This is a genomic window from Buttiauxella agrestis ATCC 33320 (assembly GCF_000735355.1).
In the GTDB taxonomy this organism is placed as follows: domain Bacteria; phylum Pseudomonadota; class Gammaproteobacteria; order Enterobacterales; family Enterobacteriaceae; genus Buttiauxella; species Buttiauxella agrestis.
In genome coordinates, this window is the sequence record NZ_JMPI01000030.1 from 180,307 (window position 1) to 206,913 (window position 26,607).

Here is a 26,607-nt window from a genome sequence, read left to right on the forward strand (position 1 = left end):
CTAATTATTTTTATTCCATGACAAAATGAAGAGGCAGCGGACATGCCGCTGCCTCTTCATTTCGGTAAAACACGTTATTACTCAGTTACGATAGTCTGCACCTGCGCAGGGCCTGGATTATACCATCCGCCGCCCCACATACCACCGTGCCCATAGCGGCCTCGATAGGGATATGGCCCGCCCCAGAACCACGGGTCAATTGGTTGAGGTGGCATCACCACTTGCTGGGTGACACGCCAGCGTTTATAGCCGTTTACTTGCATCACCATAAATTTATACGGTGTTTCGCCTACTTTGCCTTCAACAGTGCCGGTAATTGGGCCGACCACTGTGACCAACTGCCCACGGAAATCGACCGGATCCAGGAAACCATTTACATCTGTGTAAATGCGCCCTTTCGATGGCTCACCCAATTGTGGACGAGCACCTTCGTCGAGGTTCACGGTCGCAATTTCCAGGCGCGTTATTCCTTTTCTGTTATCGATGTTGACCACTCGCCCGCCGAAACGCGCTTCCTGCCCGACGTAAAGCTGAGGTGCATTCATCACCCGCACTAAATCTTGTTGCGGTGTCGCACTCGTGCCTTTAATGGCATCGGGGACTGTGACACAACCGCTGAGCATCACGACGGCAGCCACTACAATTAAACGGGTAACAATCCTGACACGTAAACCAGACATATCCTTTCTCCTTAACGCCGTATCGGCCTCACGAGCGTTGTGAACTATTCTCTGCCTGGAAGTTTCTTCCATGTCACTTCGTTACGCAGATATACCGGTTCGGCATGTTCTACCGCCACCGTACAACCATCATTTAATGCCTGAATTGCCAGAGGCAACATATCTTCAGCCGCAGGAAGCGTCACTTCGCCATCACGGATGACCAGTTCACTTCCCTGCGCCATATCCGGCCAGGCTTGCCAACCTGTACCGACTGTAGCCCATTCCCCCTGAAGTTGTTTCAATCGCTCGGCAACCGCTTCAGGTTTTAAGACCGCTTCTGTTTCTTCACCGTGCCACACGCCGTTTTCATCGCGCTGGTATTCAGCCCAGTAGACTTCACCCATTCGCGCATCAATTGCGGCCAGTACACGGGTTGCACCTGTCATTCGCCAGGCACCTTGCGCCATGGTAGCCAGAGTCGAAATACCAATCATCGGTAATTCAGCACCCAGAGCCAGCCCTTGAGCAATGCCAATGCCAATGCGCACACCGGTAAAACTACCTGGGCCACGGCCATAAGCAAGCGCATTCAATGCGGTCAGACCAACGCCACCTTCATTGAGGATGTCACGCACCAGCGGAAGAATGCGTTGCGTGTGTTCGCGTGGGCAGAGTTCAAAATGGGCGCTAGACTTCCCTTCGTTATACAGGGCAACTGAACAAGCTTCTGTCGCAGTGTCGATGGCTAAAATTCGCATGGTATTGCCAACCTCTGGCGGGAAAATAGGGTCAAAAATCGGCGCGCATCATACCATAGTCTGGCACAAATTACTGCTCCGGTCGGAACTTAAGGAACTCTACTGCCCGATTAATATCGCGTGTGCGCGGCGTCGCTGGCAGGCTGTTAAGGAATACGGCGCCGTATGGACGCATCACCAGTCGGTTATCGCAAATCACCAGCACGCCCCGGTCATCAACATCGCGGATTAAGCGCCCCACGCCCTGTTTCAGGGTGATCACGGCATCCGGAAGTTGCACGTCATCAAACGGTTCCCCGCCACGCAAACGACAATCTTCCATACGCGCTTTGAGTAAGGGATCCTCCGGCGAGGTAAACGGCAGTTTATCGATTATCACTAATGAAAGTGCATCACCACGCACGTCCACCCCTTCCCAGAAACTACTGGTCGCCACCAACAGAGCATTTCCCGCATCGACAAATTGCTGCAACAACTGGCCTTTGCTGGTTTCACCTTGCAGTAAAACCGGCAAGGTCATCGTGGCGCGAAACTGTTCGGCCAAATCGCGCATCATGGCGTGGGAAGTACACAGCATAAAGCAGCGGCCATTGTTGGCTTCAATCAACGGCTTAAGCAATTTTGCCAGGTGCTTACCTGCGGCGGGTTGGTTGGGTGTCGGTAAGCCGCGCGGCACACACAGCAACGCCTGAGTGGCGTAATCAAACGGGCTGGCTAGCAGCAGAGTCTCTGCATTATCAATACCGAGACGGTCGGTAAAGTGGCTGAGTTTGTCGTTAACCGAAAGTGTTGCGGAAGTGAAAATCCAGGTGCCTGCTTTTTCACTAATCACTTCTTTGAATTTATCCGCAACGGATAGCGGCGTTAACGCCAGCGTGAAATTGCGCGAATTGCATTCATACCAGTAGCTGTAGCCCGGCGTGTCGACTTCTTTCAGGCGTTTGATTCGCCCGCGTAAAATCACCGTCCGTTCAAAAGCTGCATCAAGCAAAGCGGAACGACCCAGCGACATTTTCGCCACGTCATAACAAAGCTCAAGCGCATCATCGAGCAATAACAATGCGCGTTGGATAGAGGGTTCGGCTAACAGTTCGCGCAAATTGCCGCGATAACCCGGGTCGCCGAGTTTCAGCCTGAAATCCTGAGTGCTTTGTGCCAGACGGTCGGCACTTTTCTGTAGTTGCTGGGCGTCACGGACTTCGGTGCGATAAGCAATCGAAATATCTTTGGCGATGTCGAGCAGTTGTCGGCTCGATACCGATTGCCCAAAATACTGGCTGGCGATATCCGGGATTTGATGCGCTTCATCGAAAATCATCACTTCCGCTTCGGGAATGAGTTCACCGAAACCGCCCTCTTTCACCACCATATCAGCCAAAAAGAGATGGTGATTGACCACGATGACGTCAGAGTCCATGGCTTTTTTACGCGCTTTTACTACAAAGCAGTCTTTATAAAGCGGGCAGTCTTGCCCCAGGCAGTTATCGTTGGTGCTGGTGACTAATGGCCAGACGTTAGAATCTTCCGCCACGCTGGTGCAGGTGCTGATATCACCATCTACGGTTTCAATCGCCCAACCGCGCAACTTAACGATCTCACTTAGCGTCTGGACCTGGAGATCACCGCCTGCCAACGCATTTTGCTCTAAACGCTCGAGACACAGATAGTTGGAACGCCCTTTGAGCAGAGCCAACCGTCCTTTGAAATCCAGTGCTTTGGCAACGGTGGGTAAATCACGCGAAAAAAGCTGATCCTGCAAAGCCTTTGAACCCGTTGAAATAATGACTTTTTTGCCTGAGCGCAGAGCCGGAGCAAGATACGCATAGGTTTTACCGGTCCCGGTACCCGCTTCTACCACCAGCTCACGCCCGGAAGCGATAGCTTTGGTGACGGCTTCTGCCATCTGGCGCTGCGGTTCACGCGGTTTAAAACCAGTTATCGCCGTGGCGAGTTGGCCGTCTGCTGCAAAATCGTCTGTCACAATACCCCCTGGGTTTATTGACAGTATTATGTCAGCCTGAGCGGTGTTAATCCAGCAAGCCGGTGGAAGCGCCCGGCGGATTGTGGCAGTCTGTTGCGCATTATGAATGAGCTGAAAAGGAAACAGTGATGAGTATTGTGCGTATAAAACCGGAAGCGCGTTGGTCTGATGCGGTCATCCATAACCACACCCTTTACTACACCGGCGTGCCAGAAAACCTGGATGCGGATGCTTACGAGCAAACCGCCAATACCCTGGCGCAAATCGACACGGTGCTTCTTGAGCAAGGCAGTGATAAAAGCAAAATCCTTGATGCCACTATTTTCCTGCCAGAAGGCAGTGATTTTGCAGCCATGAATAAAGCCTGGGACGAGTGGGTTGTCGCGGGTCATGCGCCGGTACGTTGTACCGTTCAGGCAAAATTGATGAACCCGCGTTACAAAGTAGAAATTAAGATTATCGCAGCAGTTTAAATTGGCGTGGGCTACTGCCCACGTCACTTATCGTCATCGTTCTCTTCATAATGATCGACGTATCTTTCTTCATCGTCGTCACTTTCGTTTTCTTCATCGCTTTCAGCGTCACCAACATCGTCATCTTCAAAGCGAACGGCAACCATTTCACCGGTGTGAGTGGCACGAATTTCTGCCGCGACAAGCGTAATAGCTTCCCCACTGCTCATTCCGTTGGCCATCAGTTCCTGAATTCTCTCGACTGCTTTCTGCTGCTGCTCATGGGATAATGAGGGTAATCCTGCAAACATTTTCGACTCCTGTTACATTGCCTGGGTTAATTATTTCACGCTGCTGTCGGGGTTTCCAGAGGGTTTCCTGGTCTGGCAGGGTTATCTGTCTATTTTCTAGTTGTGGTTTATGACGTTGCAAACTCTAACTTATCAAACTTTGCCGTGGCATCCGGATGCTGTTCAACAGACTTTCAAAGCGTTGGCACATCAACCCTGGGCCATGCTGTTGCATTCTGGCTTCGCTGACCATCCGCATAATCGTTTTGATATTCTGGCAGCGGACCCTGTCGCAACGTTGGTCACACGCGGGGCGGAAACCACAATTTGCAAAGCAGATGTGCAGTCAGCGCATCATGGTTGTCCGCTAAAATTGTTACAGCACACGCTGGATAGCTTTGGTTATCAACCCGCAACACACGCGGACTTGCCCTTTTTAGGGGGAGCGCTGGGTTTGTTCGGTTACGACCTCGGACGTCATTTTGAAAAATTGCCTGAATATGCGCAGGCTGAACTCACTACACCGGACATGGCGGTGGGTATTTATGACTGGGCACTTATTGCTGACCATCATTTAAAAATGCTCACGCTGGTTTGCTGGGGAGACAATTCAGCCCGACTCAACTGGCTTGAGTCTCAGGTTCCCGTCGCAAACATGCCGTTCCATCTGACCAGCGCATGGCAGTCCAATATGACCCGCGAGCAGTATGGACTTAAATTCCGTCAGGTACAGGAATATCTCAAAAGCGGCGACTGCTATCAGGTCAACCTCGCGCAACGTTTTCATGCCTGTTATGAAGGCGATGAGTGGCAAGCGTTCGAGCGCCTGAACGCGGCGAACCGAGCACCGTTCAGTGCCTTTATTCGTTTACCGGAAAGCGCCGTTTTGAGCCTGTCGCCAGAGCGGTTTATTCTGCTTGAAGATAAGATGATCCAGACGCGCCCGATAAAAGGCACGCTGCCGCGTCTTGAAGACCCTGTTGCCGATGCACAGCAGGCTGAAAAACTGGCAAATTCACCGAAAGATCGTGCTGAAAACCTGATGATTGTGGATTTGCTGCGCAATGATATTGGTCGCGTTGCCGTGCCCGGCAGCGTAAAAGTCCCGGAACTGTTTGTCGTCGAACCCTTCCCGGCGGTGCATCATCTGGTCAGCACGATCACCGCACAGTTGCCTGCGCATTTACAGGCGACAGATCTGCTGAGAGCGTGTTTCCCTGGCGGTTCGATTACCGGCGCGCCGAAAGTACGAGCGATGGAAGTGATTGAAGAACTGGAACCTCAGCGCCGCAACGCATGGTGTGGAAGCATTGGCTATCTGAGCTTCTGCGGCAATATGGACACCAGTATTACTATCCGAACGCTCACCGCTGAAGGGGGGAAATTATATTGCTCCGCAGGTGGCGGCATTGTGGCCGATAGTGTTGAATCTGCGGAATATCAGGAAACTTTTGATAAAGTTAATCGTATCTTGCCGCAACTAGAGAGTTGAAGTGATGTCTGGTTCGTCCCTGAGCATGAATGATTTTTTATCCCGTTTTCAGCTGCTGCAACCGCCTGTCCCCCGCGTAAGCGGTAATAAACGCCAGGCCGCAGTGTTGATCCCTATCGTGCGTCGTCCACAGCCCGGGCTTTTGCTGACACAGCGCTCGGCGTTGATGCGCAAACATGCGGGGCAAGTTGCTTTCCCAGGCGGCGCGGTGGACGACACCGACGAGTCTTTGATTGCTGCGGCACTGCGCGAAGCCTGGGAAGAAGTCGCTATCTCGCCAGACAGCGTTGAAGTGATTGGCACACTCCCCCCTGTGGATAGCGTCACGGGATTTCAGGTCACGCCCGTCGTGGGCATCATCCCTCCCAATTTGCCTTATCAAGCCAGTGAAGACGAAGTGGCCGCCGTGTTTGAAATGCCGTTAATGGAAGCATTAACTCTTGGGCGTTACCATCCGCTGGATATTCACCGCCGTGGCAATGCCCACCGCGTCTGGCTTTCCTGGTATCAACACTACTTTGTCTGGGGGATGACGGCCGGAATTATCCGTGAGTTAGCTTTACAGATAGGTGTGGAACCCTGATCACTCTTTAATCCTGAGAAACCAGCTATATTTAGCAGAGTGTCTCGTTGTGGTTTCATTCCCATATAGATGAAATGGGTAATGAATTGATGGATACCGCTGCCACCGTTCTCCCTGGAAACGCACTCTACAGGCCGGATTAGTCAAGCTACGGTTAACCATTAGTTTAATTCATGTGAATAGTTTACCACGGTGACCAATAAATTTTTAAACTAGCCAGCTGCGATTTTGCAGCAGCAAATTTTATTTAGCCGGTGTCCTGAAAGGAGTTTTAGCGTGATTAGCATATTCGACATGTTCAAGGTAGGCATTGGGCCATCCAGTTCCCATACCGTCGGTCCAATGAAGGCCGGTAAGTTGTTTGTCGATGACCTGGTCGAAAAAGAATTACTGGAAATGACGACCCGTATCAGTGTCGACGTTTACGGTTCTCTCTCTCTGACAGGCAAAGGGCACCATACCGATATTGCTATTATCATGGGTCTTGCAGGTAACGAACCTGCTACCGTTGATATCGACTCTATCCCGGCGTTTATTCGTGATGTTGAAACTCGTAACCGCTTGTGGCTTGCCCAGGGTCGTCATGAAGTCGATTTCCCGAAAGACTCCGGCATGTGTTTCCGCAATGACAACCTGTCTCTGCATGAAAACGGCATGACCATCCACGCCTTTAATGGCGAGCAAGAGATCTACAGAAAGACCTATTATTCTATCGGCGGCGGTTTTATCGTTGATGAAGAAAACTTCGGCAAAGATGCCGCTAACGAAATTGTCGTACCCTACTCATTCAATTCCGCCGAAGAGATGCTCAACCATTGTAAAGAGACAGGCATGTCCCTTTCTGGCGTGATTATGCAGAACGAGCTGGCTCTGCACAGCCGTAAAGAAATCGAAGAGTATTTTGCTAACGTCTGGCAAACCATGCGTGCCTGTATCGATCGCGGTGTGAATACCGAAGGCGTGCTGCCTGGCCCATTGCGTGTGCCGCGCCGCGCCTCCGCACTGCGTCGTATGCTGGTTTCCAGCGATAAACTGTCTCACGACCCGATGAACGTGATCGACTGGGTAAACATGTTTGCACTGGCGGTTAACGAAGAAAACGCTGCGGGCGGACGTGTTGTCACCGCCCCGACTAACGGCGCGTGCGGAATCGTTCCGGCTGTTCTGGCTTACTATGACCACTTTATCGAGTCGGTAAGCCCGGATACCTATATTCGTTACTTCCTCGCCTCCGGTGCGATTGGCGCGCTTTATAAAATGAATGCGTCAATTTCGGGTGCTGAAGTGGGCTGCCAGGGTGAAGTCGGCGTGGCCTGTTCTATGGCTGCCGCAGGGCTTGCTGAGATTCTCGGCGCGAGTCCGGAGCAAGTTTGTGTTGCAGCGGAAATCGGCATGGAACACAACCTTGGCTTGACCTGTGACCCGGTCGCAGGCCAGGTTCAGGTGCCATGTATCGAACGTAACGCCATCGCGTCGGTTAAAGCGATTAACGCCACCCGTATGGCGATGCGCCGCACCAGCGAGCCGCGTGTTTCTCTCGATAAAGTGATTGAAACCATGTACGAAACTGGCAAAGACATGAACTCCAAATACCGTGAAACGTCACGTGGCGGCCTGGCCATCAAGGTTCAGTGTGACTAACCGTCCCGTGTGACTCATCCCCTTCCGGCCCTCTGCAAAGAGGGCCGTTTTTATATCTACCACGCGTAATTCTGGCACTGCTGACGAAGCGCTAATAAAAACTGGCGCGCTGTTGCCGTCAAATCAGATTTCTGTGACCAGATGACGCAATATTGCGCCGACGGAAGCGTGGTGATTGGCAACACGGTTAGCCGGTCCTGCAAAAATAGCGGCGTGCTCATCGCTCTGGCGACAATCGTCAGATAATCCGAGTGCAACACCATATTCAGCCCGCAAATCACTGAATCCGTGCGAATCGGTGCTTCATGCATCTGACCATAAAATTCGTTCAGCTCATCCTGAAGCTGCTGGTAATAGCCAATATTGGCTTCCGGCAATAACCATTTCGCCCTTCTCAATTGTGCAAGCGAAGTGGCATCGGCCAGCGGATGATCCCGCCTTGCAATCACACAAAATGGCGCGCTAAAAAGCGGTTCGACCATCACATCTTCAGGCACTTTAGCCGGATTAATGGTGCCTATTGCTAAATCCAGTTCCCCCTGTTGCAACAGAGGAAGTAAGGTCGCCAGTTGCCCTTCTTTGATATGCAAACTGGCCTGCGGTAAACGCGATTTAAAACTGTCAGCCACCGCGGGAAACACACTTAGCGCGATCAGTGAAGAAAAACCAATATTCAACTTGCCCTGGGAAAAGTGGTTAATTTGCTCCACTTCTTCTGCGGCACGTTGCAACTCCTCCAGAATCCACTCAGCACGACGGGCAAATGCCTCTCCCGCTTCCGTTAAGGTGATGCCTTCGTTACCGCGTAAAAAAAGTTGTGCGGATAAAACTTGCTCCAGCTCTCGTAACGTGCGGCTTACTGCGGGCTGAGACTGCCCCATGACCCTCGCTGCTCCGCGAATGCTGCGGCTGCGTACTACCTGCCTGAAGACATGTAGCTGCTGCATTTTCGGTAAATATTTCATCGCACCCCCTATCAACAAAAAGCATCACCCCAAACAAAATTGCATCTTTTGCCGGGTTACCCGCACTGCTTATATAGATATCAACGTTTGTTGTCTGAACCGGGGCAACTCGCCCACTGGGACGGAATTCCGCATAAGGGTCCGCATAATGAAAAAGAATCACTCCTTGATGATTTTCCTGTTATTTCTGGGCTATGTCATTGTCTATATAGATAAAACGGTGATGGGCTTCGCATTATTGCCCATCGAAAAAGAGTTTGGTGTTTCAACTCAACAACTGGGTTACATCACCGGCATTTTCTTTCTGTCTTATTCGCTGTTTCAAATTCCCGCAGGCTGGCTGAATGACCGCATCGGTTTTCGTACCATGCTGGTTGCTTCACTTTGCTTGCTAGGCGGGTTTGCCTTGTGCTTTGGTGTGTTGGGATTAAGTTTTGGCATGTTGATTGTGTTCCGCTTTCTCTCCGGGATTGGCCATTCAGGCTATCCGTGCTCCTGCGCCAAAGCCGTCGTGACTAATTTCAGCATTGAGAAAAGGACTTTTGCACAATCAATTCTGCTGTCATCGGCAGGACTTGCGATGACAATCGGCCCGATGGTGGCAGTCAGTGCCTTGACGCATATCGGCTGGCGAGGTTCGTTCGCGGGTTTAGGTTTGCTGGCGTGCGCCGTCGCGATTGTTATTTTTATGCTGGTACAAAAACCGCCTGTTGCAGCCAAAACAGCATCTACCGTCAGTTATCGCACGCAACTCAAAAACCCAACCGTGGTTCTGCTGTTTGTCTCTATTTTCTGCATCAATATTCCAAGCTATGGCCTGATGGCGTGGCTGCCTAAGTTTTTAGTCCAGCAACGCCATATGCCACTTGAAACCTCTGGTCTGGTTATTGCGGCAGGTGGTTTAGGTATTTGGATTTCCTCCCTGGGAACCGGTTGGTTGGTCGGCAAGTATTTCCAGGGCCGCGAACCGTTGGTGATTGTTGCCTGCGCCATTGCCAGCGCACTGTGCATCTTCACGATTTACCACATGGCTTCCCCGATAGCGGCCAGCGTGTTCCTGTTTTTAGGTCAGGTCTTTTTAATGGGCAGCTTTGTTACCGCCTTCACCCTGCCAATGAAACGGCTGCCGGTTGAAACCATGGGAGCGGCGATTGGCCTGATTAACACGGGCGGTACGCTGGGCGGATTCGTCTCACCGATTGTGATGGGTTATCTGATTGGCATCAGCCAGGACTACTACACCACTTTTATCTTCTTATCTTTGTCGATGATTTGTGCCGCACTTGCCGTCATACCGCTGATGGCAAAGAAAACCGCGCTAAACACAGTGACCGAATAATGGAGCCATTATGACTTTCAATATTGATATTCTGACCGAAGAAGTTGCCCATGATGTGTCTCGCTGGCGCCAGCATATTCATGCGAATCCTGATCTGTCTTTCCAGGAAAAGGCCACCGCAGATTATATTGCCGCTGAGCTTGCAAGCTTTGGTCCTCTTGAATTACGCCGCTTAACCCCTAACAGCGTGGTCGCCGAATTACGCGGAAAACATCCTGGCCCGGTGTGGGCGCTACGGGCAGATATTGACGCGCTTCCTCTTAAGGAAGAGAGCGGGGAAACCTTCTCCTCGTGCAAGCCTGGCGTGATGCACGCCTGTGGACATGACGCGCATAGCGCCATGTTAATGGGAGCGGCAAAAGTGCTTTGCCATTTCCAGGACCAGCTCAAAGGATCGGTGCGCTTTATTTTTCAGCATGCCGAAGAAGTGCCGCCGGGTGGCGCACAGGAACTGGTGAATCTTGGCGTATTAGAAAATGTGGAATACATTTTCGGTCTGCATGTCATGCCCGATAAACCCACGCAAACCCTGTCATTGAAAGAAGGCGTATTCAGCGCGTCGAGTGATAATTTCGATATTGTTATCACCGGGAAAGGCGGGCACGGATCAATGCCCCATTTGTGCGTTGACCCGATTGTTATCGGGGCCGAAATCGTCAGCGCTTTGCAGCAAATCGTCGCACGCAAACTGGACCCGCTGCACGCGCCAGTTTTAACCATCGCCACCTTCCAGTCGGGCGAAAGTTACAACGTTATCCCCAATAGTGCCCGCCTTGCAGGCACGTTGCGTACGCACAATCAGCAGGTTCGTGAGTTAGTTCCTCAGCTGATGCAGCAAGTGATTGCCGGAATCGTTGCCGCTCATGGCGCCAGCTTTGAAATTGAGTGGCAATCGGGTTATGCGGTCGGTAATAACCATCCCCAGGCATGTGAAATTGCGCGCAACGTTATTCAACAACATTTCCCGGAACAGACGCTGCAAACGGTGACAACACCGCTATTTGGCAGCGAGGATTTCTCGTCTTATCAGCAACATGTTCCCGGCTGTTTTATTTTCGTAGGATGTCGAAACCCGGAAAAAGGTGCCGTGTGGAATGTCCATAATCCTCATTTCCTGTTAGATGAAGATGCGATGAAAGTGGGCGTTAAAACGCATCTCAGTCTGATTAGCCCGCTTATCGTGAGTTAATGTACCGGGCAACACGTATTAATCGGTGCTGCCCGGTCACGATAAAGCATGATTTTCACAACGTAAGTCTAATCCCCTACTACACTTTGTATGTTCTGCGTGCCGATTTCGGTCGCGGTTACATACAAGGTGCAAACAGAATGCAGACGGCTCAACGCATTTTAAGAGGTTATCGCCGCAGGCGTTTAATTGTCTGTGTTGCGTTAGCTGTTCTGGCACTCTTCCTGACTCTCAGCGCCCGCTACGTTTCCGAACGCAACGTAAATGAACAGCGGAGGCAGGCGTTTAATCAACGTGTCATTAGCACGCTGGAAAGTATTCTTGTCCCACTCGAGCAGGCCAATAAAGATGTCATGCCGTTAGTGGGAATGTCCTGCCAGGTCGCGCAGTTAAAAATGCGCGAGCATGCCGCGCGCTTGCAAACGGTGCGATCTATCGGACTGATTAAGGACGACATTCTTTATTGCTCAAGCATTTTTGGTGCACGGGCCGTGCCGGTTCACCTGCTGCAACCCCGACTTCCCTCCACGCAGCCGCTGTTATTTCTTACAATCGACCATTCATTATTGAAAGGAACGCCGATTTTATTATCCTGGATCCCGCTGGCAAACAGTCGCCACGATGGTGTGATGCAGATAATCAATATTGAGTTGCTGACCGGATTAATTCTTGAACCTGAGCGCCCGTGGGTATCACGCGCAATACTGAATGTTTCAGATTCGCATCTTGAATATGGCAAAGGATTATTGCAGAGAATTAGCGTGGATGAAGGACAGGTTAGCCATGAAATGGCTTCTGAAAAATTCGCGTTTTCCGTCACCACTATTGGCCCCGCAGCAGGCGCTATGGCATTAGGCAACTTGCCGACACAACTCCCACTGGCGCTGATCCTCAGTATGCTAATCGGTTACATCGCCTGGCTTGCGACAGCCAATCGCATGAGTTTTTCATGGGAAATTAATGTTGGATTGGCCTCACATGAATTTGAGGTATTTTGTCAGCCACTAATGAGCGCACGTAATTTGCAGTGTGTCGGGGTAGAGCTGCTGCTGCGATGGCATAATCCGCGTCAGGGATGGATCTCGCCAGATGTCTTTATTCCCCTTGCTGAACAGCAAAATTTAATCGCCCCGTTGACCCGTTTTGTCCTTGAGGAAACGATTCGTCAAATCGATATTTTCCCCAAATCACGTGACTTCCACATTGGTATTAACGTCGCCGCCAGCCATTTTCATGAAGGTGAAATTATCAACGATCTTCGCCGCCATTGGTTTCCGTCTCAACCCATTCAAAAGCTGACATTAGAGTTAACCGAGCGCGACGCTTTACCGGATGTCGATCACCGCGTAGTCCGTGACTTGCACCGGATGGGGGTGGATTTAGCCATTGATGATTTCGGCACCGGGCAGAGTTCCCTGGCGTATCTGGAAACGCTAAATCCTAATGTGCTGAAAATTGATAAGTCGTTTACGGCGGCGATTGGCACAGATGCGGTTAACTCAACGGTCACTGACATCATCATCGCGCTGGCACAACGACTGGGAATTGATTTGGTGGCGGAGGGAGTAGAAACGCAGCAGCAGGCAGAATATCTGCGCCGCCGCGGCGTGAATGTTTTACAGGGTTATTTATTTGCGCGACCAATGCCATTGAGCGAGTTTCCGCGTTGGCTGAGGGGGAATAACACTCCCCCTCCGCGACGTAAGGGACACCCGGTGCCGATTATCCCGCTACGCTAAATCACTCTTCTTCGTCTTCATGTTCAGAGCGTTCTTTTTCCACGCGGACCAGATCCACGCGGTAATCATTGGCTTCAACTATCTGGATTCGAAGCGGAGCAATTTCAATGATGTCGCCCACTTTCGGGATTTGACCATTTACCGCAATAACAAGTCCCGCAATCGATGCGATATTTTCGTCATCGTCAACCAGGGTATTGATATCCAGGTGCTGCTGAATCGCATGCAGGTCAGTTGAACCTTTCACCAGCCAACCGTCGCCATCGCGGACGATTTCTGGCGTTTCGTCAGCATCAGGGAACTCACCGGCAATCGCTTCAAGAACATCCAGCGGCGTGACCAGCCCCTGCACCACACCAAACTCGTTGTTCACTATAACAAAGCTGCCGCGAGCACGACGCAACACACCTAACAGGTTGATAGGGTCAAGCGTTTCAGGCACCACAATCGCTGGTGATTGTGCCGCAATGGCGGCCACATCACCGTTATTTTCCAGCGCCACCAGCAACTCTTTAGCACGCACGATACCGATGATTTCATCAAGTTCGCCTCGGCAAACCGGGAACAAACTGTGTGGTGATTCCAGTAATTGCTCACGGATTTCAGCCTTCGATTTATCGGCATCAACCCAGGAGATCTCACCGCGTGGCGTCATGATGCTGCGCAGCGAACGAGAAGCCAGCGTCAGCACGCCGTTAATCATATAACGTTCTTCTTCAGCAAAAGATTCTGCTTCAATTGGCGTGATCGTCTTGTGGTCTTCATGTTGATTTTGCGGACGCGTCTGCCGTTTGCCGTTCATCAGGCGCAAAATCGCATCAGCCGTACGGGCGCGCAGCGGCACATTCGACTGATGGCGGATAAAGTTGCGACGCGCAATCTGGTTAAAGAACTCGATGATTATCGAGAAACCAATCGCAGCGTACAAATAGCCCTTAGGAATATGGAAGCCGAAGCCTTCTGCTACCAGACTCAGACCAATCATCAATAAGAAGCTCAGGCACAGCACCACTACCGTCGGGTGTTGGTTAACAAAGTTCGTTAACGGTTTCGATGCCAACAGCATCACACCCATTGCGATAACCACCGCCGCCATCATCACTGGCAGATGGTTGACCATTCCCACCGCGGTAATGACCGCATCCAGTGAGAACACCGCATCCAATACCACAATCTGCAATACCACGACCCAGAAACTGGCGTAGCCCTTACCGTGACCGTCATCGTGCTGGCGATTTTCCAGCCGTTCGTGCAGCTCTGTTGTCGCTTTAAACAGCAAGAACAGGCCACCAAAGAGCATGATGAGGTCGCGACCTGAGAAGGTCAGATTTGCAACGGTAAACAGCGGCTGCGTGAGCGTCACCATCCATGAGATTAATGACAGCAAACCAAGTCGCATTATCAAAGCAAGGGATAAACCAATAAGTCTGGCTTTATCACGTTGTTTTGGCGGCAGTTTATCCGCGAGAATGGCAATGAATACCAGGTTATCAATACCCAGCACAATTTCCAGCACAATCAGCGTCAGTAAACCCACCCAAATCTGGGGATCCATTAAGAGTTCCATGACAAGCTCCTGCTTTGGGAATAACTAAGCAGCATCACGCTTAACGCGGACGCAGAGAGTAGTGTTGAGATGTTTATAAGGCGTGAAACGCCATTGTGATGGGCTGAACATTCAGACCTGAGATTGAAAAGACGTCGGTGACGGTCCATACGGTGGGCTACTGCCCCTTACTCCTTAGTAATTAAACGAGATGCAAACAATATCAGAGCAAAATACCCTTTTGCAAAGATTTACCTGATTTTGCAATTTTTCTGTCATTGACCTCGTTCATTATTTATCCGGCGAATCATTAAGTTGTTAGCAAAGCTAAATTACGGATCTTCATCACATAAAATATTTTTTTCACTGACTAAAATAAATCCGTCTTAAGTTACACATCTTTACTCATACCGTTATCTGAATCGATTCGCTTGAGAAACGGATAATCTACAAAACACCTTTTAAGGGTGTGGCTATACCAACACAGGAGGTAGCAAGTGACTATTGCTATTGTCATAGGCACGCATGGCTGGGCAGCAGAACAATTGCTGAAAACCGCAGAAATGCTATTGGGCGAACAAGAAAACGTTGGCTGGATAGATTTCGTTCCCGGTGAAAACGCCGAAACTCTAATCGAGAAGTACAACGCTCAACTGGCAAACCTGAACACCGACAAAGGTGTGCTGTTTCTCGTCGATACCTGGGGCGGAAGCCCGTTCAATGCGGCGAGCCGTATTGTCGTCGATAAAGAGCATTACGAGGTCGTCGCCGGGGTCAATATTCCGATGCTAGTTGAAACCTTGATGGCCCGTGATGATAACCCTTCGTTTGATGAGTTAGTGGCACTCGCTGTTGAAACAGGCCGTGAAGGAGTAAAAGCCCTGAAAGCTAAACCTGTTGAAAAGGCTGAACCCGTTGCGCCAGTTGCTGCACCTAAAGCCGCAGCACCGCTCAAGCCAATGGGTCCAAATGACTATATGAATATCGGTCTGGCGCGTATCGATGACCGTTTAATTCATGGGCAGGTCGCAACCCGCTGGACCAAAGAAACCAACGTAACACGCATTATTGTCGTCAGTGATGAAGTGGCAGCCGATACCGTGCGTAAAACACTGTTGACGCAAGTAGCTCCTCCAGGCGTCACGGCTCACGTCGTTGACGTCGCTAAAATGATCCGCGTGTGGAATAACCCGAAATATGCAGGCGACCGTGTGATGCTGCTATTCACCAACCCAACCGACGTTGAACGCGTCGTAGAAGGTGGTGTGAATATCAAGTCAGTGAACATCGGTGGTATGGCGTTCCGTCAGGGTAAAACCCAGGTGAATAACGCGATTTCTGTCGATGAAAAAGATATCGAAGCCTTTAAGAAACTAAACGAACGCGGCATTGAGCTGGAAGCGCGTAAAGTTTCTACCGATCAAAAATTGAAAATGATGGATCTGATCGCGAAGGTGAAAAGCTAATTACGCAGGTAATTTGCTCAATCTACGTTTTGCTCAGTTTTCACACATAAGTCACACGTTTAAGGAGAAGTACAATGGAGATTACCACTCTTCAGATTGTGCTGGTGTTTGTCGTAGCCTGTATTGCCGGTATGGAGTCGGTGCTCGATGAATTTCAGTTCCACCGTCCGCTGGTCGCCTGTACCTTAATTGGTCTGGTACTGGGTGATATGAAAACCGGTATTATTATCGGTGGTACGTTAGAAATGATTGCTCTGGGTTGGATGAATATCGGTGCAGCGGTTGCTCCCGATGCGGCTCTGGCGTCGATTATCTCAACCATTCTGGTTATAGCCGGACACCAGGGCATCGGTTCTGGTATCGCTCTGGCCATTCCACTGGCAGCAGCAGGCCAGGTTCTGACCATTATCGTTCGTACCATCACTGTGGGCTTCCAGCACGCAGCAGATAAGGCCGCCGAAAATGGCAACTTATCGGCCCTGTCCTGGATTCACGTTTCCTCCCTGTTCTTGCAAGCAATGCGTATCGCAATCCCTGCTGTTATCGTCGCGGTTTCCGTCGGTACAAGCGAAGTACAGAACATGTTGAACGCCATTCCTGAAGTGGTGACAAGTGGTCTGAACATCGCTGGCGGCATGATTGTTGTTGTGGGTTATGCGATGGTCATCAACATGATGCGCGCAGGCTACCTGATGCCATTCTTCTATCTGGGCTTCGTTACCGCGGCTTTCACCAACTTCAACCTGGTTGCACTGGGTGTGATTGGTGCTGTGATGGCAATTCTGTACATCCAGTTAAGCCCGAAATACAACCGTTCCGCCGGTGCACCAGCGCCAGCAGCCGGTGCTAACGATCTCGATAACGAATTAGATTAATAGGTGAGCGAAATGGTTGATACCACCAAAACAACGACTACCGAGAAAAAACTCACCCCAGGTGATATTCGTGGCGTATTCCTGCGTTCAAACCTGTTCCAGGGTTCATGGAACTTCGAACGTATGCAGGCGCTGGGCTTCTGCTTCTCAATGATTCCGGCCATCAAACGTCTGTATCCTGAGAATAACGATGCGCGTAAACAAGCGATTAAACGCCACCTGGAATTCTTTAACACCCATCCATATGTAGCGGCTCCCGTTCTGGGCGTTACCCTTGCGATGGAAGAACAACGTGCAAATGGTGCAGAAATTGACGATGGTGCCATCAACGGTATCAAAGTTGGTTTGATGGGGCCGCTGGCCGGTGTCGGTGACCCAATCTTCTGGGGTACTGTACGTCCAGTATTCGCAGCGCTGGGTGCCGGTATCGCGATGAGCGGTAGCCTGCTTGGGCCACTGCTGTTCTTCATCCTGTTCAATGCCGTTCGTTTGCTGACCCGTTACTATGGTGTGGCTTACGGCTACCGTAAAGGTATTGATATCGTTAAAGATATGGGCGGCGGCTTCCTGCAAAAACTGACAGAGGGGGCGTCAATTCTCGGCCTCTTTGTCATGGGGGCGTTGGTTAACAAGTGGACGCACGTTAATATACCGCTGGTTGTGTCGAAGATAACCGACCAGACTGGCGCAGTTAAAGTGACCACCGTTCAAACCATTCTTGATCAGTTGATGCCTGGCCTTGTACCGTTGCTGTTAACGTTTGCTTGTATGTGGCTGCTGCGTAAGAAAGTCAACGCGCTGTGGATCATCATGGGCTTCTTCGTTATCGGTATCGTCGGTTATGCCATCGGCCTGCTGGGTCTGTAATTTGAGCATTTGAGTACAACCGGGGGCCTGCCCCCGGTTTTTTATTTTGGGAGGTGTCATGACGTTAACAGATGTCGTTCTACTGGTATTTATCGTGCTGTTGCTTGGCTGGGCCATTTATGATGAATTCATTATGGATAAGCTCAAGGGCAAAACCCTGTTAAAAATCACCCTACTACGCCGTAATCGTATCGACAGCAGCATCTTCGTTGGCCTGGTCGTAATCCTCATCTACAACAACGTCACCACCAATGGCACTGCGCTCACCACCTGGTTATTATCTGCTCTGGCTTTATTAGCTATTTATATTTCATGGATTCGCCAGCCTAAACTGCTATTCAAATCAGAAGGTTTCTTCTTTGCAAACGTGTGGATTTTATACTCCCGTATTAAAGAAATGAATTTATCTGAAGATGGTGTACTGGTGATGCAATTGGAACAACGCCGTTTGCTTATTCGGGTCAAAGATATTGATGACCTGGAAAGAATTTATAAATTAATGGTTAATAATCAGTAAATTATAGAAATAGCAAAGACTATATTCCTATATTTTTTGTACAGCACATAAATATAGCCGATGCTATTTCGCACAGTTAGTGTGCTTTTATTTTAACGCTTTGATTACCTGACGAGGCAAATGAAAATCGTTATCATTTAAAAGTCAACAATAATAGCTTTCAATAATTGTTTTATCTTTGAAAAATATGTTAAGGTTGCGCCCGTCGTTGGGGAGTAGCCGATTTTCGCGATTGCGAAAATGTACATGTCAACATACTCGTTACTGGTTTAAATAGATTTTTTAATCAGAAATATAACGTGGCATGTACGACTCAGATGCTGAGTAGGCGAGACCATAGGCACGTAGCCATCGTTTTAGTTGGGGATGGATTGCGTGTATATGGATATTCCCAACTGAGGCGTTTTAATGAATCTCTCCGCAACAATTATTCTCGCTTTCGGCATGTCGATGGATGCATTTGCTGCATCAATCGGGAAAGGTGCCTCACTCCATAAACCTAAGTTTTCAGAAGCATTACGCACTGGCCTTATCTTTGGCGTCATCGAAACAATCACCCCACTTATTGGCTGGTGTTTGGGGCTTTTGGCAAGCCAGGTGGTGCTGGAATGGAATCATTGGGTTGCCTTCATCTTGCTGGTGTTTCTTGGCATTCGAATGATTTATGAAGGGGTGCGCGGCAACGATGATGAAGAAGCACCTAAGCTTCAACGTCATGGATTCTGGTTATTAGTCACCACCGCAATCGCCACCAGTCTGGATGCCATGGCAGTCGGCGTGGGTCTGGCTTTTCTGCAGGTCAATATTATCGAAACTGCTTTAGCTATTGGTTGCGCGACCATGATCATGTCCACGCTGGGTATGATGCTAGGCCGTTTTATCGGCCCACTGCTGGGCAAACGCGCCGAGATCCTCGGCGGTGTCGTGCTAATAGGAATTGGCTGCCAGATTCTTTACGGTCATTTCAGCACCTTGAGCTGATCTTCGCGACGCCAGACACGAATCACAAAATCTGTCTCACAATTGAACGCCGTTTCAGCCGCGAGTGCTTGCCAGACTTCAGAGCGAGCACGCCAGGCAAAAGGCGTCATCTGCAACAAAGCCACCGCCTCATCTCCCTTTAACGTCATCGGCCAACCAATTTGTTGCGTTTGCTCGGCAATGAACCCCGGTAAAGACTCGGACTCCGCGCTGTGTAACATCACGTTGTCATAGATTAAGCCTTTAAGCTGCATCAGGTGTCGCGGCCCTGGGGTTGCCGTAATCACAACGCCGGCGGGTTTAACCACTCGCGCTAACTCTTCAGCTTTACACGGGGCAAAAATACGCACCACGGCATCAAGGCTATTATCGTCGAAGGGCAAACGGTGGCTTGAAGCCACGCAAAAATGTACTTGCGGATAGCGTTTTGCCGCATAGCGAATTGCTATTTTTGCGACGTCTAATCCCCAGGTAGTCCCATTTTGTTTTGCGGCGATCTCCGCAAACCCGGCGGTGTAATACCCTTCCCCACAACCGATATCCAGCAATGTTGCAGGCGCGGCCTGTTCTAAAATCTGACAAATGGTATCGCGCAGCGGCTGATAGTGCCCGGCATCAAGAAAAGCTCTGCGCGCCTGCATCATTTCACTGCTATCACCCGGATCTTTAGAACGCTTATGCTGAACGGGCAGCAAATTCACATATCCCTCTTTTGCCTTATCGAATTGATGACCTTGCGGGCAAACAAAGCTCCGCCCTTCAGGAACAAGGGGCGCGTGACATAGCGGGCAAAGATAAGACATAGAAACTCCGGGCAATCGTAAAGGGCGCAAGTGTAACGCTAAACGCCCCGTTTCGAAAAGCCACTAACCTGCGGAGTTATCTCCAGAGGACTTGTTTAACACTGTGACATTTTCGTTCCCGGCGGGTAAACCATCAGGCTCAATATTTTCCAGTCGCAAAACATCGCTCATTATCTGGCTGAATACGGGGGCTGATACCGCCCCACCATAATACGCGCCGTTTTCAGGATCGTTAATCACCACCACCAGCGCAAAGCGTGGGTTACTTGCAGGCGCAACGCCTGCGGTGTAAGCAATATATTTATTGATATATTTTCCGTCGTCGCCAATTTTCTTCGCCGTCCCTGTTTTAATCGCCACACGATAGCCACGCACGGCTGCTTTTACCCCGCCGCCGCCCGGCAGAGCAACGCTTTCCATCATATGTTCAACTTGGTGAGCAATAGCTTCCGACATGACTCGTTGCCCGACAACGGGCGGATCAACACGCGTGATTGAAAGCGGCCGGGAAATGCCGTAGCTGCCAATAGTGGCGTAAACGTGGGCCAGTTGCAGCGGCGTGACCATTAAACCGTAGCCGAAAGAAAACGTGGCGCGATCCAGTTCACCCCAAAATCTGCGATGCGGTAGCAGGCCGCTACTTTCCCCGGTCAGGCCCAACCCCGTCGGCATGCCAAAGCCGAAGCTTTTGTAAGTATCCAGTAGTTTCTGAATAGGCATAGCCAGAGAAAGGCGTGACACACCCGTGTCGCTCGATTTTTGCAAAATACCGGTTAGCGTCAGTTGCGGGTAGTAACCCACGTCGCGAATACGATGCCCATCAATAATATAAGGGTGGGTATCTATTACGCTGTCGGGTTGAACGATCCCCTGCTGCAAAGCCGTCATAACCACCATCGGTTTAACCGTTGAACCCGGTTCAAAAGTGTCACTAATGGCGCGATTGCGAAATTCGTTAAGCGTGGCGCCTTCGCGATTGTTCGGGTTAAACGTTGGGCAGCTCGCCATTGCCAGTACTTCACCGGTATTAACATCCAGAATAACGGCAGCGGCAGATTCAGCTTTATTCCATGAAACGGCATTGCTTAGCGCATCTTCGGTAACAGTTTGCAAACGCTCATCAATACTGAGCATCAGGTTATGGGCAGGAGTAGCTGCAGTTTCCGTTATATTCTCAATAACGTGGCCGTGCCGGTCTTTGCGGACTAATCTTTCACCCGCCTTACCGGTCAACTGGCGATTAAAACTCTTCTCAACCCCTTCAATTCCCTGGTCGTCGATGTTTGTAAATCCGAGCAAATTCGCAGCGACGTGACCTGCTGGATAAAAACGGCGGGATTCATCACGCAGGAAAATTCCAGGCAGTTTCAAACTCTCTATATATTGCGCTTGCTGTGGGTCGAGTTGGCGTGCGAGATAGATAAATCGATCGGCGGGATTACGACGAATGCGGGCGGCGATGTCATTAAGTGGCATGTTTAGCGTTGTCGCCAGCGCTTGCCAGCGGCTGCTTATCTGAACGCCACCTTTTTCCATTACCGTTTTCGGATCGGCCCAGATAGCTTTAACTGGAACGCTTACTGCTAATGGACGTCCGCTACGATCTTCAATCATCCCACGCGGTACAACCACGGCTTCTTCGCGTAGGGAACGCATGTCTTCTTGCTTGACCAGATTGTCTGGCGAGATGATTTGTAACCACGCGACTCTTCCAAGCAAAAACACCAGACACATGAAGATAGCGATGCAAAGCAGAGCAAAACGCCACTGAATAAAATTCCCCACGATTCCAGGAGCGATTTTTCTCACATCCAATCCTTAACGACAACTAAGCGATTGAAAATTTAAACATAATGAGGAAAGTAACCAGACAGGAACAGTGCTACAAGATGCGCTGCTTTGCTACAAGACATAACTGGCGAGATGATTCAGAAACACTTAGAAAAACAATGATTAAGTATCAAACATGAAAAAGCCCCGCTACAAGAGCGGGGCTTTTATCAGAATTTGGCGTTATTCGCGCCAGGTCTAATTCAACGGAATTAGATAGCAGTTACGTTAACCGCTGCAGGGCCTTTCTGGCCGTCCTGGATTTCGAACTCAACGTTCTGGCCTTCAGCCAGAGTTTTGAAGCCGTTACCCTGGATTGCAGAGAAGTGTACGAACACGTCTTTGCTGCCGTCAGCAGGAGTAATGAAGCCAAAACCTTTAGACTCGTTGAACCACTTAACTTGACCTTTAATCTTTGCCATTTTGCAAAATTCCTTAGATTGTTTTCTTCGCCCGCAGGCATAACTTAGCTAAAACAGAGACATTACTGCATGAGGCACTAATATAAGGCTCGGCAGAGAAGCGGTATTCAACGACAACGTGTTTACTCAGGTCTTCTTTACTGAAAATGCCACACATAAACAGAACTGTACCTCGTTTAACCCAAAGTGTTATCACATACTACGCAATCAATGGCAAGCCATTTTTCGGTATGTATCGATCTGTCGCACAAATTCCGAAACCCTTATTGTTAATGAAAATGAAATGCACAATAAATGCATAGAATTAACATTGAACAATGATGATTCCGGACATTAGTTTGAAGAACGTAAACAACGTTTTTACCATAGCCCAAAGAGATCTATTCGTCCAGGCGAAGTGTCAAAAATTCGATGATGTGACATTATATTTATGATTTTTTTAGCATAGCTATTCAAAAAATGAACAATGTTGTCGTACCAAAAAATCAACAAGTCTGGATAGTTAAATAGGAGAAATGACTGGGTGAATAAAGCTTGAGCGATTAATTGTTTATATTGCACCAAAATAATGAAAGTTTAATGACACGCTGCTTCACAATGAAGCAATAAAAACGTTTCGCTATATTCATCAACTAATATAAACGTCTTAGCGTTGCGCTAAATATCGCTTTAGGATTTTTAGGCTGTTTTAAACATTGATTCCGATAAGTCTAGAAATTGAACAACATCCTGCAGCGTTAGCTTCATGAAATGTATCCGGGGAATCTTAGCGTTCTTTTAGCCCAGGCTCACATCACCCGGTTTTCGCGAAATGGAGTTCCAGATGTCGAAAACCGTCGAATTGGTGATGAGATTTTAAGGGATCAAAGCAGGGGTGCGAGTACCTGGATTAGCGCTCAGCGACCAGACGAATAAAATCATCTTCTTCGTCGTCTTCTTTCTTAACAGCTTCAACTTCTTCCTTCACAACTTCCGGCTCGTTCGCTTCGCACAAACGGCGTAACAGCGCATTCTGGCGCTTTTGTTGATCCAACAGCTCTTCCAGCAGCTCAATCTGCTCATTAGTACGGCTGCTCGCTCGGTTAACAAAAAACCAAATCACGAGACCGATGATCAGAACAACCAGAGACACTGTCAAAGACGCGATATTTAACGCGCCAACACTTAATTCGTTCATCTTACCACCTCAGCAAAACCCGTATTCTACACTTGCCACGGCACAAGGTAAGCCTCCTGCTGATAAAAAGACACTACCAGGGGATAAATTTATTAATCGTGCAAATGCCGCTGAAGAATTGTACATCTTGATCGCACATCACATTGACCATTTGGGTCCACAGCAGCAGGCAGATGAACAAAACCGCAGCCAAAATGAACCATCTGTACTTTCTCACTACTCTCTCCACCTTGTAACAATTTAAAGATAAGTTTGGCATAGGCATCTTAAACATTGCGTAACATCAGCGCATATATTATTTAAGAATCATCATATTGCTACAGCAACCTCATCCGTTACGCTTAGCAGTCTATTAACCTATTAATAAGAGGCATATATGCGTAAGGTGATTCGCGCGATAATCATAATAGCGCTTCTGTGGATAGGCTTGCTGCTCTCAGGATACGGCGTTCTGATTGGAAGCCAGGAAAATGTTGCGGGTCTGGGTTTGCAGTGCAAATATCTTACTGCGCGAAATATAACCACAGCCCAGTTTATACATAGCAATAGCGGGATTATAGGGCTTACTGATTGCCCGATATTGCGCAAAAGTGCCGAAGTTATCGACAACGGTCAGTAAAGAAGCTGAATGAAAAACGCCGCTATTACGCGGCGTTGATTATTTCATCAGAATGGATATTCGTGATAACCCATTTGTTCAGAAATAGTACGAGCGGCATCATGAAGCATCGCCACATATTCATGAAGTCTGTCTTCAGAGAAACGTAATGTCGGGAATGAAATACTCAACCCTGCAATGACAACACCGAAACGGTCGAATACCGGTACGCCGATACAGCGCAGACCTTCTTCTTGTTCCTGATTATCTTCGCCATAGCCCTGCTCGCGAACGGTATCCAGCACTTTCAGCAATTCATCAGTGCTGGTAATTGTGCGTTCAGTGCTACGTGTGTATTCCACATCAGCAAGAATTTCACGCACTTCTTCGCGGTCACGCCAGGCCAGCAGAACTTTACCAATCGCAGTACTATAGAGCGGATTACGACGACCAATGCGCGAATACATGCGCAGGTTGTACATGGAATCAATTTTGTGGATATAGACAATACTGTCTTCATCCAACGCACCCAGGTGGATGGTTTCTTTAGTCAGACGCGACAACTCGCGCATCTGAATGTCCGCACTGCGAATCAAATCAACGTTTTGCAACGCACGTGCGCCCAACTCAAATAGCTTCAGCGTCAGCGAGTACTTTTCGGATTCGCCTTCCTGCGCCACATAACCCAGGGATTTCATTGTCTGCAAAAAGCGATAGACGGTGCTTTTTGACATCATTACGCGTTGCGATAATTCAGTGATACCAATTTCGCGTTCTTCGCCAAGAGCCTGTAAGATGCCAAAAACTTTCAGGACAGAAGAGACAGAATCAGGTTGTTTATCCAGATCTGCGATTGCCATTAAATCACCTCGATCGCATTTGTTTTATAAAAATCAGAACCGGTTTTTAGTATAAGTTGACTACCATGTCATCGCAATGAATCTATTCTATTTCGTTACAAATCTGCGACATATCCCGTAAATTTAGTGCTATTATTATTTCTCTTCGAATATTGCCTCGTGAAGTCAAACATTCCTATGGATAAAACCCTTGCTGATGGGCTGCCATTGCCGCAGCGCTATGGTGCTATTTTAGCCATTGCGTTAGGTATAACCATGGCCGTACTTGATGGCGTAATCGCAAACGTCGCCCTTCCCACCATTGCCCGAGAACTTAATGCCAGCCCGGCAGAATCCATCTGGATTGTGAACAGTTACCAAATTGCGATAATTGTTTCGTTACTTTCTATGTCGTTCCTGGGGGATATATTTGGTTATCGCCGGGTATATCAGTGCGGATTAATTCTGTTCTGCATGACTTCCCTTTTTTGCGCGTTATCAAATTCGTTACCCATGCTGACATTTGCACGTGTACTCCAGGGGTTTGGCGGTGCGGCATTAATGAGCGTTAATACCGCACTCATTCGGCTTATTTATCCGCAAAAGTACCTTGGCCGTGGTATGGGAATTAACTCGTTTATTGTTGCCGTTTCATCTGCTGCCGGGCCAACTATTGCCGCCGCTATTTTGTCGGTTGCATCATGGAAATGGTTGTTTTTGATTAACGTTCCGATCGGCATCGTTGCTCTCATCCTGGCCATGCGTTTTCTGCCACCAAACCAACAAAAATCACAGGGCCAGCGCTTCGACATACCCAGCGCCATTATGAATGCTCTAACGTTTGGTTTGCTCATCTCAGCGATAAGCGGTTTTGCCCAAGGGCAATCGGGTTGGCTGATTCTCGGAGAGCTGGCTGCGCTAGCCGTGATCGGGTTCTTCTTTGTCCGCCGACAACTGACTCTTCCCTTCCCTTTATTGCCAGTCGATTTACTGCGTATTCCGATATTTTCGCTGTCTATTGGGACGTCAGTCTGTTCCTTTGCGGCGCAGATGCTCGCCATGGTTTCGCTCCCCTTCTTCCTACAATCGACGCTAGGACGCAGTGAAGTGGAAACCGGCCTGCTACTCACTCCCTGGCCGATTGCGACGATGATCATGGCTCCCATTGCGGGACATTTAATTGAACGAGTGCATGCGGGGCTGCTTGGTGGGATTGGTTTAGCCGTGATGGCCAGCGGTTTGTTTGCGCTGGCCATGTTGCCTCATAACCCGTCGGATATTGATATCATCTGGCGCATGGTTTTGTGTGGTGCCGGTTTTGGTTTGTTCCAGTCACCAAACAATCACACCATTATCTCTTCCGCTCCGCGTCACCGCAGCGGTGGTGCCAGCGGCATGTTAGGCACCGCTCGGTTACTCGGCCAGAGTTGTGGCGCGGCCTTGGTAGCTCTGATGTTTAATTTGTTCACCACTCACGGAACGCACGCCTCGTTATTGCTGGCTGGCAGTTTTGCCACTGTCGCCGCCATTGTCAGTAGCTTACGGATGTCTCAGTCTCGACTCCCACAGGCATAAAAAAAGGCGTGCCAGCGATG

The 26,607-nt window shown here is 49.4% G+C and carries 26 protein-coding genes, 1 pseudogene and 1 riboswitch; of the genes and pseudogenes, 14 read left to right on the top strand and 13 right to left on the bottom strand.

Features of this window, described 5'->3' with window-relative positions; translation table 11 throughout:
• Positions 1 to 77 precede the first annotated feature (77 nt).
• The 3 genes from GBAG_RS11105 to yoaA form a co-directional block, all read right to left on the bottom strand.
• Positions 78 to 680, bottom strand: coding sequence for a Slp family lipoprotein (locus tag GBAG_RS11105; protein WP_034495919.1), 603 nt, complete (start codon positions 678 to 680; stop codon positions 78 to 80).
• A gap of 44 nt (positions 681 to 724) precedes the next feature.
• Positions 725 to 1,420, bottom strand: a complete 696-nt coding sequence (gene tsaB / locus GBAG_RS11110; RefSeq protein WP_034495921.1) for a tRNA (adenosine(37)-N6)-threonylcarbamoyltransferase complex dimerization subunit type 1 TsaB — start codon at positions 1,418 to 1,420, stop codon at positions 725 to 727.
• A 70-nt stretch (positions 1,421 to 1,490) separates the two neighbouring features.
• Positions 1,491 to 3,401, bottom strand: coding sequence for a DNA repair helicase YoaA (yoaA, locus tag GBAG_RS11115; RefSeq protein ID WP_034495923.1), 1,911 nt, complete (start codon positions 3,399 to 3,401; stop codon positions 1,491 to 1,493).
• Between the two features lie 128 nt (positions 3,402 to 3,529).
• Here yoaA and GBAG_RS11120 point away from each other — a divergent pair, with 128 nt between their 5' ends.
• On the top strand, positions 3,530 to 3,874 hold the full coding sequence (locus GBAG_RS11120; protein ID WP_034495925.1) for a RidA family protein: 345 nt from the start codon (positions 3,530 to 3,532) through the stop codon (positions 3,872 to 3,874).
• Positions 3,875 to 3,990: 116 nt separating this feature from the next.
• Here GBAG_RS11120 and GBAG_RS11125 read toward each other — a convergent pair.
• Positions 3,991 to 4,164 (bottom strand): annotated as a pseudogene (locus GBAG_RS11125) (YoaH family protein); the annotation flags it as partial.
• 109 nt (positions 4,165 to 4,273) lie between these two features.
• On the opposite strand from GBAG_RS11125, the gene pabB reads away from it, so the two are divergent.
• The 3 genes from pabB to sdaA all read left to right on the top strand — a co-directional run bounded on the left by pabB (position 4,274) and on the right by sdaA (position 7,859).
• Positions 4,274 to 5,635, top strand: a complete 1,362-nt coding sequence (pabB, locus tag GBAG_RS11130) for an aminodeoxychorismate synthase component 1 (RefSeq protein ID WP_034495928.1) — start codon at positions 4,274 to 4,276, stop codon at positions 5,633 to 5,635.
• A 4-nt stretch (positions 5,636 to 5,639) separates the two neighbouring features.
• Positions 5,640 to 6,218 carry a CoA pyrophosphatase gene (locus GBAG_RS11135; RefSeq protein ID WP_034495930.1) on the top strand — a complete coding sequence of 193 codons (579 nt, stop codon included), beginning with the start codon at positions 5,640 to 5,642 and terminating at the stop codon, positions 6,216 to 6,218.
• Between the two features lie 276 nt (positions 6,219 to 6,494).
• Positions 6,495 to 7,859, top strand: a complete 1,365-nt coding sequence (gene sdaA, locus GBAG_RS11140) for an L-serine ammonia-lyase (protein WP_034495931.1) — start codon at positions 6,495 to 6,497, stop codon at positions 7,857 to 7,859.
• A gap of 56 nt (positions 7,860 to 7,915) precedes the next feature.
• Here sdaA and GBAG_RS11145 read toward each other — a convergent pair whose 3' ends face one another.
• Positions 7,916 to 8,824, bottom strand: coding sequence for a LysR substrate-binding domain-containing protein (locus GBAG_RS11145; protein ID WP_034495933.1), 909 nt, complete (start codon positions 8,822 to 8,824; stop codon positions 7,916 to 7,918).
• A 148-nt stretch (positions 8,825 to 8,972) separates the two neighbouring features.
• On the opposite strand from GBAG_RS11145, the gene GBAG_RS11150 reads away from it, so the two are divergent.
• The 3 genes from GBAG_RS11150 (at position 8,973) to GBAG_RS11160 (ending at position 13,091) form a co-directional block, all read left to right on the top strand.
• Positions 8,973 to 10,163, top strand: coding sequence for an MFS transporter (locus GBAG_RS11150; protein WP_034495934.1), 1,191 nt, complete (start codon positions 8,973 to 8,975; stop codon positions 10,161 to 10,163).
• Between the two features lie 10 nt (positions 10,164 to 10,173).
• Positions 10,174 to 11,352 carry an amidohydrolase gene (locus tag GBAG_RS11155; RefSeq protein ID WP_034495935.1) on the top strand — a complete coding sequence of 393 codons (1,179 nt, stop codon included), beginning with the start codon at positions 10,174 to 10,176 and terminating at the stop codon, positions 11,350 to 11,352.
• A gap of 140 nt (positions 11,353 to 11,492) precedes the next feature.
• Entirely contained in the window at positions 11,493 to 13,091 is a 1,599-nt protein-coding gene (locus GBAG_RS11160) for an EAL domain-containing protein (protein WP_034495937.1), read from the top strand.
• A gap of 1 nt (position 13,092) precedes the next feature.
• Here GBAG_RS11160 and yoaE read toward each other — a convergent pair whose 3' ends face one another.
• Positions 13,093 to 14,658, bottom strand: a complete 1,566-nt coding sequence (yoaE, locus tag GBAG_RS11165; RefSeq protein ID WP_034495939.1) for a CNNM family cation transport protein YoaE — start codon at positions 14,656 to 14,658, stop codon at positions 13,093 to 13,095.
• Positions 14,659 to 15,134: 476 nt separating this feature from the next.
• Between yoaE and manX the strand changes: the two genes are divergently transcribed.
• The 5 genes from manX (at position 15,135) to mntP (ending at position 19,343) form a co-directional block, all read left to right on the top strand.
• A complete protein-coding gene (gene manX / locus GBAG_RS11170) occupies positions 15,135 to 16,103 on the top strand; it encodes a PTS mannose transporter subunit IIAB (protein ID WP_034495940.1) in 969 nt (322 codons plus the stop codon).
• A 74-nt stretch (positions 16,104 to 16,177) separates the two neighbouring features.
• The gene (locus tag GBAG_RS11175) at positions 16,178 to 16,978 is read left to right on the top strand and encodes a PTS mannose/fructose/sorbose transporter subunit IIC (protein ID WP_034455198.1); all 801 of its coding nucleotides are present in this window, start codon (positions 16,178 to 16,180) and stop codon (positions 16,976 to 16,978) included.
• A 12-nt stretch (positions 16,979 to 16,990) separates the two neighbouring features.
• Entirely contained in the window at positions 16,991 to 17,845 is an 855-nt protein-coding gene (locus tag GBAG_RS11180) for a PTS mannose transporter subunit IID (protein ID WP_034495941.1), read from the top strand.
• A gap of 58 nt (positions 17,846 to 17,903) precedes the next feature.
• The gene (locus GBAG_RS11185) at positions 17,904 to 18,362 is read left to right on the top strand and encodes a DUF986 family protein (protein ID WP_034495942.1); all 459 of its coding nucleotides are present in this window, start codon (positions 17,904 to 17,906) and stop codon (positions 18,360 to 18,362) included.
• Positions 18,363 to 18,560: 198 nt separating this feature from the next.
• Positions 18,561 to 18,768: riboswitch (yybP-ykoY riboswitch) on the top strand.
• Positions 18,769 to 18,770: 2 nt separating this feature from the next.
• Positions 18,771 to 19,343, top strand: a complete 573-nt coding sequence (gene mntP, locus GBAG_RS11190; RefSeq protein ID WP_034495945.1) for a manganese efflux pump MntP — start codon at positions 18,771 to 18,773, stop codon at positions 19,341 to 19,343.
• On the opposite strand, the gene rlmA is transcribed toward mntP, so the two are convergent.
• The 6 genes from rlmA to mgrB all read right to left on the bottom strand — a co-directional run bounded on the left by rlmA (position 19,322) and on the right by mgrB (position 23,792).
• The gene (rlmA, locus tag GBAG_RS11195) at positions 19,322 to 20,146 is read right to left on the bottom strand and encodes a 23S rRNA (guanine(745)-N(1))-methyltransferase (RefSeq protein ID WP_034495946.1); all 825 of its coding nucleotides are present in this window, start codon (positions 20,144 to 20,146) and stop codon (positions 19,322 to 19,324) included. The two genes, mntP and rlmA, sit on opposite strands and share 22 nt — an antisense overlap.
• Positions 20,147 to 20,209: 63 nt before the next feature.
• Positions 20,210 to 21,955, bottom strand: coding sequence for a peptidoglycan glycosyltransferase FtsI (ftsI, locus tag GBAG_RS11200; protein ID WP_034495947.1), 1,746 nt, complete (start codon positions 21,953 to 21,955; stop codon positions 20,210 to 20,212).
• Positions 21,956 to 22,188: 233 nt separating this feature from the next.
• The gene (cspE, locus tag GBAG_RS11205) at positions 22,189 to 22,398 is read right to left on the bottom strand and encodes a transcription antiterminator/RNA stability regulator CspE (protein ID WP_001062678.1); all 210 of its coding nucleotides are present in this window, start codon (positions 22,396 to 22,398) and stop codon (positions 22,189 to 22,191) included.
• 13 nt (positions 22,399 to 22,411) lie between these two features.
• Entirely contained in the window at positions 22,412 to 22,555 is a 144-nt protein-coding gene (locus tag GBAG_RS22150) for a DUF2627 domain-containing protein (protein WP_072011169.1), read from the bottom strand.
• A gap of 732 nt (positions 22,556 to 23,287) precedes the next feature.
• Positions 23,288 to 23,575, bottom strand: a complete 288-nt coding sequence (locus tag GBAG_RS11210; RefSeq protein ID WP_034495949.1) for a YebO family protein — start codon at positions 23,573 to 23,575, stop codon at positions 23,288 to 23,290.
• Between the two features lie 73 nt (positions 23,576 to 23,648).
• A complete protein-coding gene (mgrB, locus tag GBAG_RS11215) occupies positions 23,649 to 23,792 on the bottom strand; it encodes a PhoP/PhoQ regulatory lipoprotein MgrB (protein ID WP_034495950.1) in 144 nt (47 codons plus the stop codon).
• Positions 23,793 to 23,951: 159 nt separating this feature from the next.
• On the opposite strand from mgrB, the gene GBAG_RS11220 reads away from it, so the two are divergent.
• Positions 23,952 to 24,194, top strand: coding sequence for a YobH family protein (locus GBAG_RS11220; protein WP_034495952.1), 243 nt, complete (start codon positions 23,952 to 23,954; stop codon positions 24,192 to 24,194).
• Positions 24,195 to 24,241: 47 nt separating this feature from the next.
• On the opposite strand, the gene kdgR is transcribed toward GBAG_RS11220, so the two are convergent.
• Positions 24,242 to 25,033 (bottom strand): DNA-binding transcriptional regulator KdgR, encoded by a 792-nt coding sequence (gene kdgR, locus GBAG_RS11225; RefSeq protein WP_034495954.1) that lies wholly within the window; start codon positions 25,031 to 25,033, stop codon positions 24,242 to 24,244.
• A gap of 177 nt (positions 25,034 to 25,210) precedes the next feature.
• Here kdgR and GBAG_RS11230 point away from each other — a divergent pair, with 177 nt between their 5' ends.
• Positions 25,211 to 26,587, top strand: coding sequence for an MFS transporter (locus GBAG_RS11230; protein WP_034495956.1), 1,377 nt, complete (start codon positions 25,211 to 25,213; stop codon positions 26,585 to 26,587).
• The last annotated feature ends 20 nt before the right edge of the window (positions 26,588 to 26,607 follow it).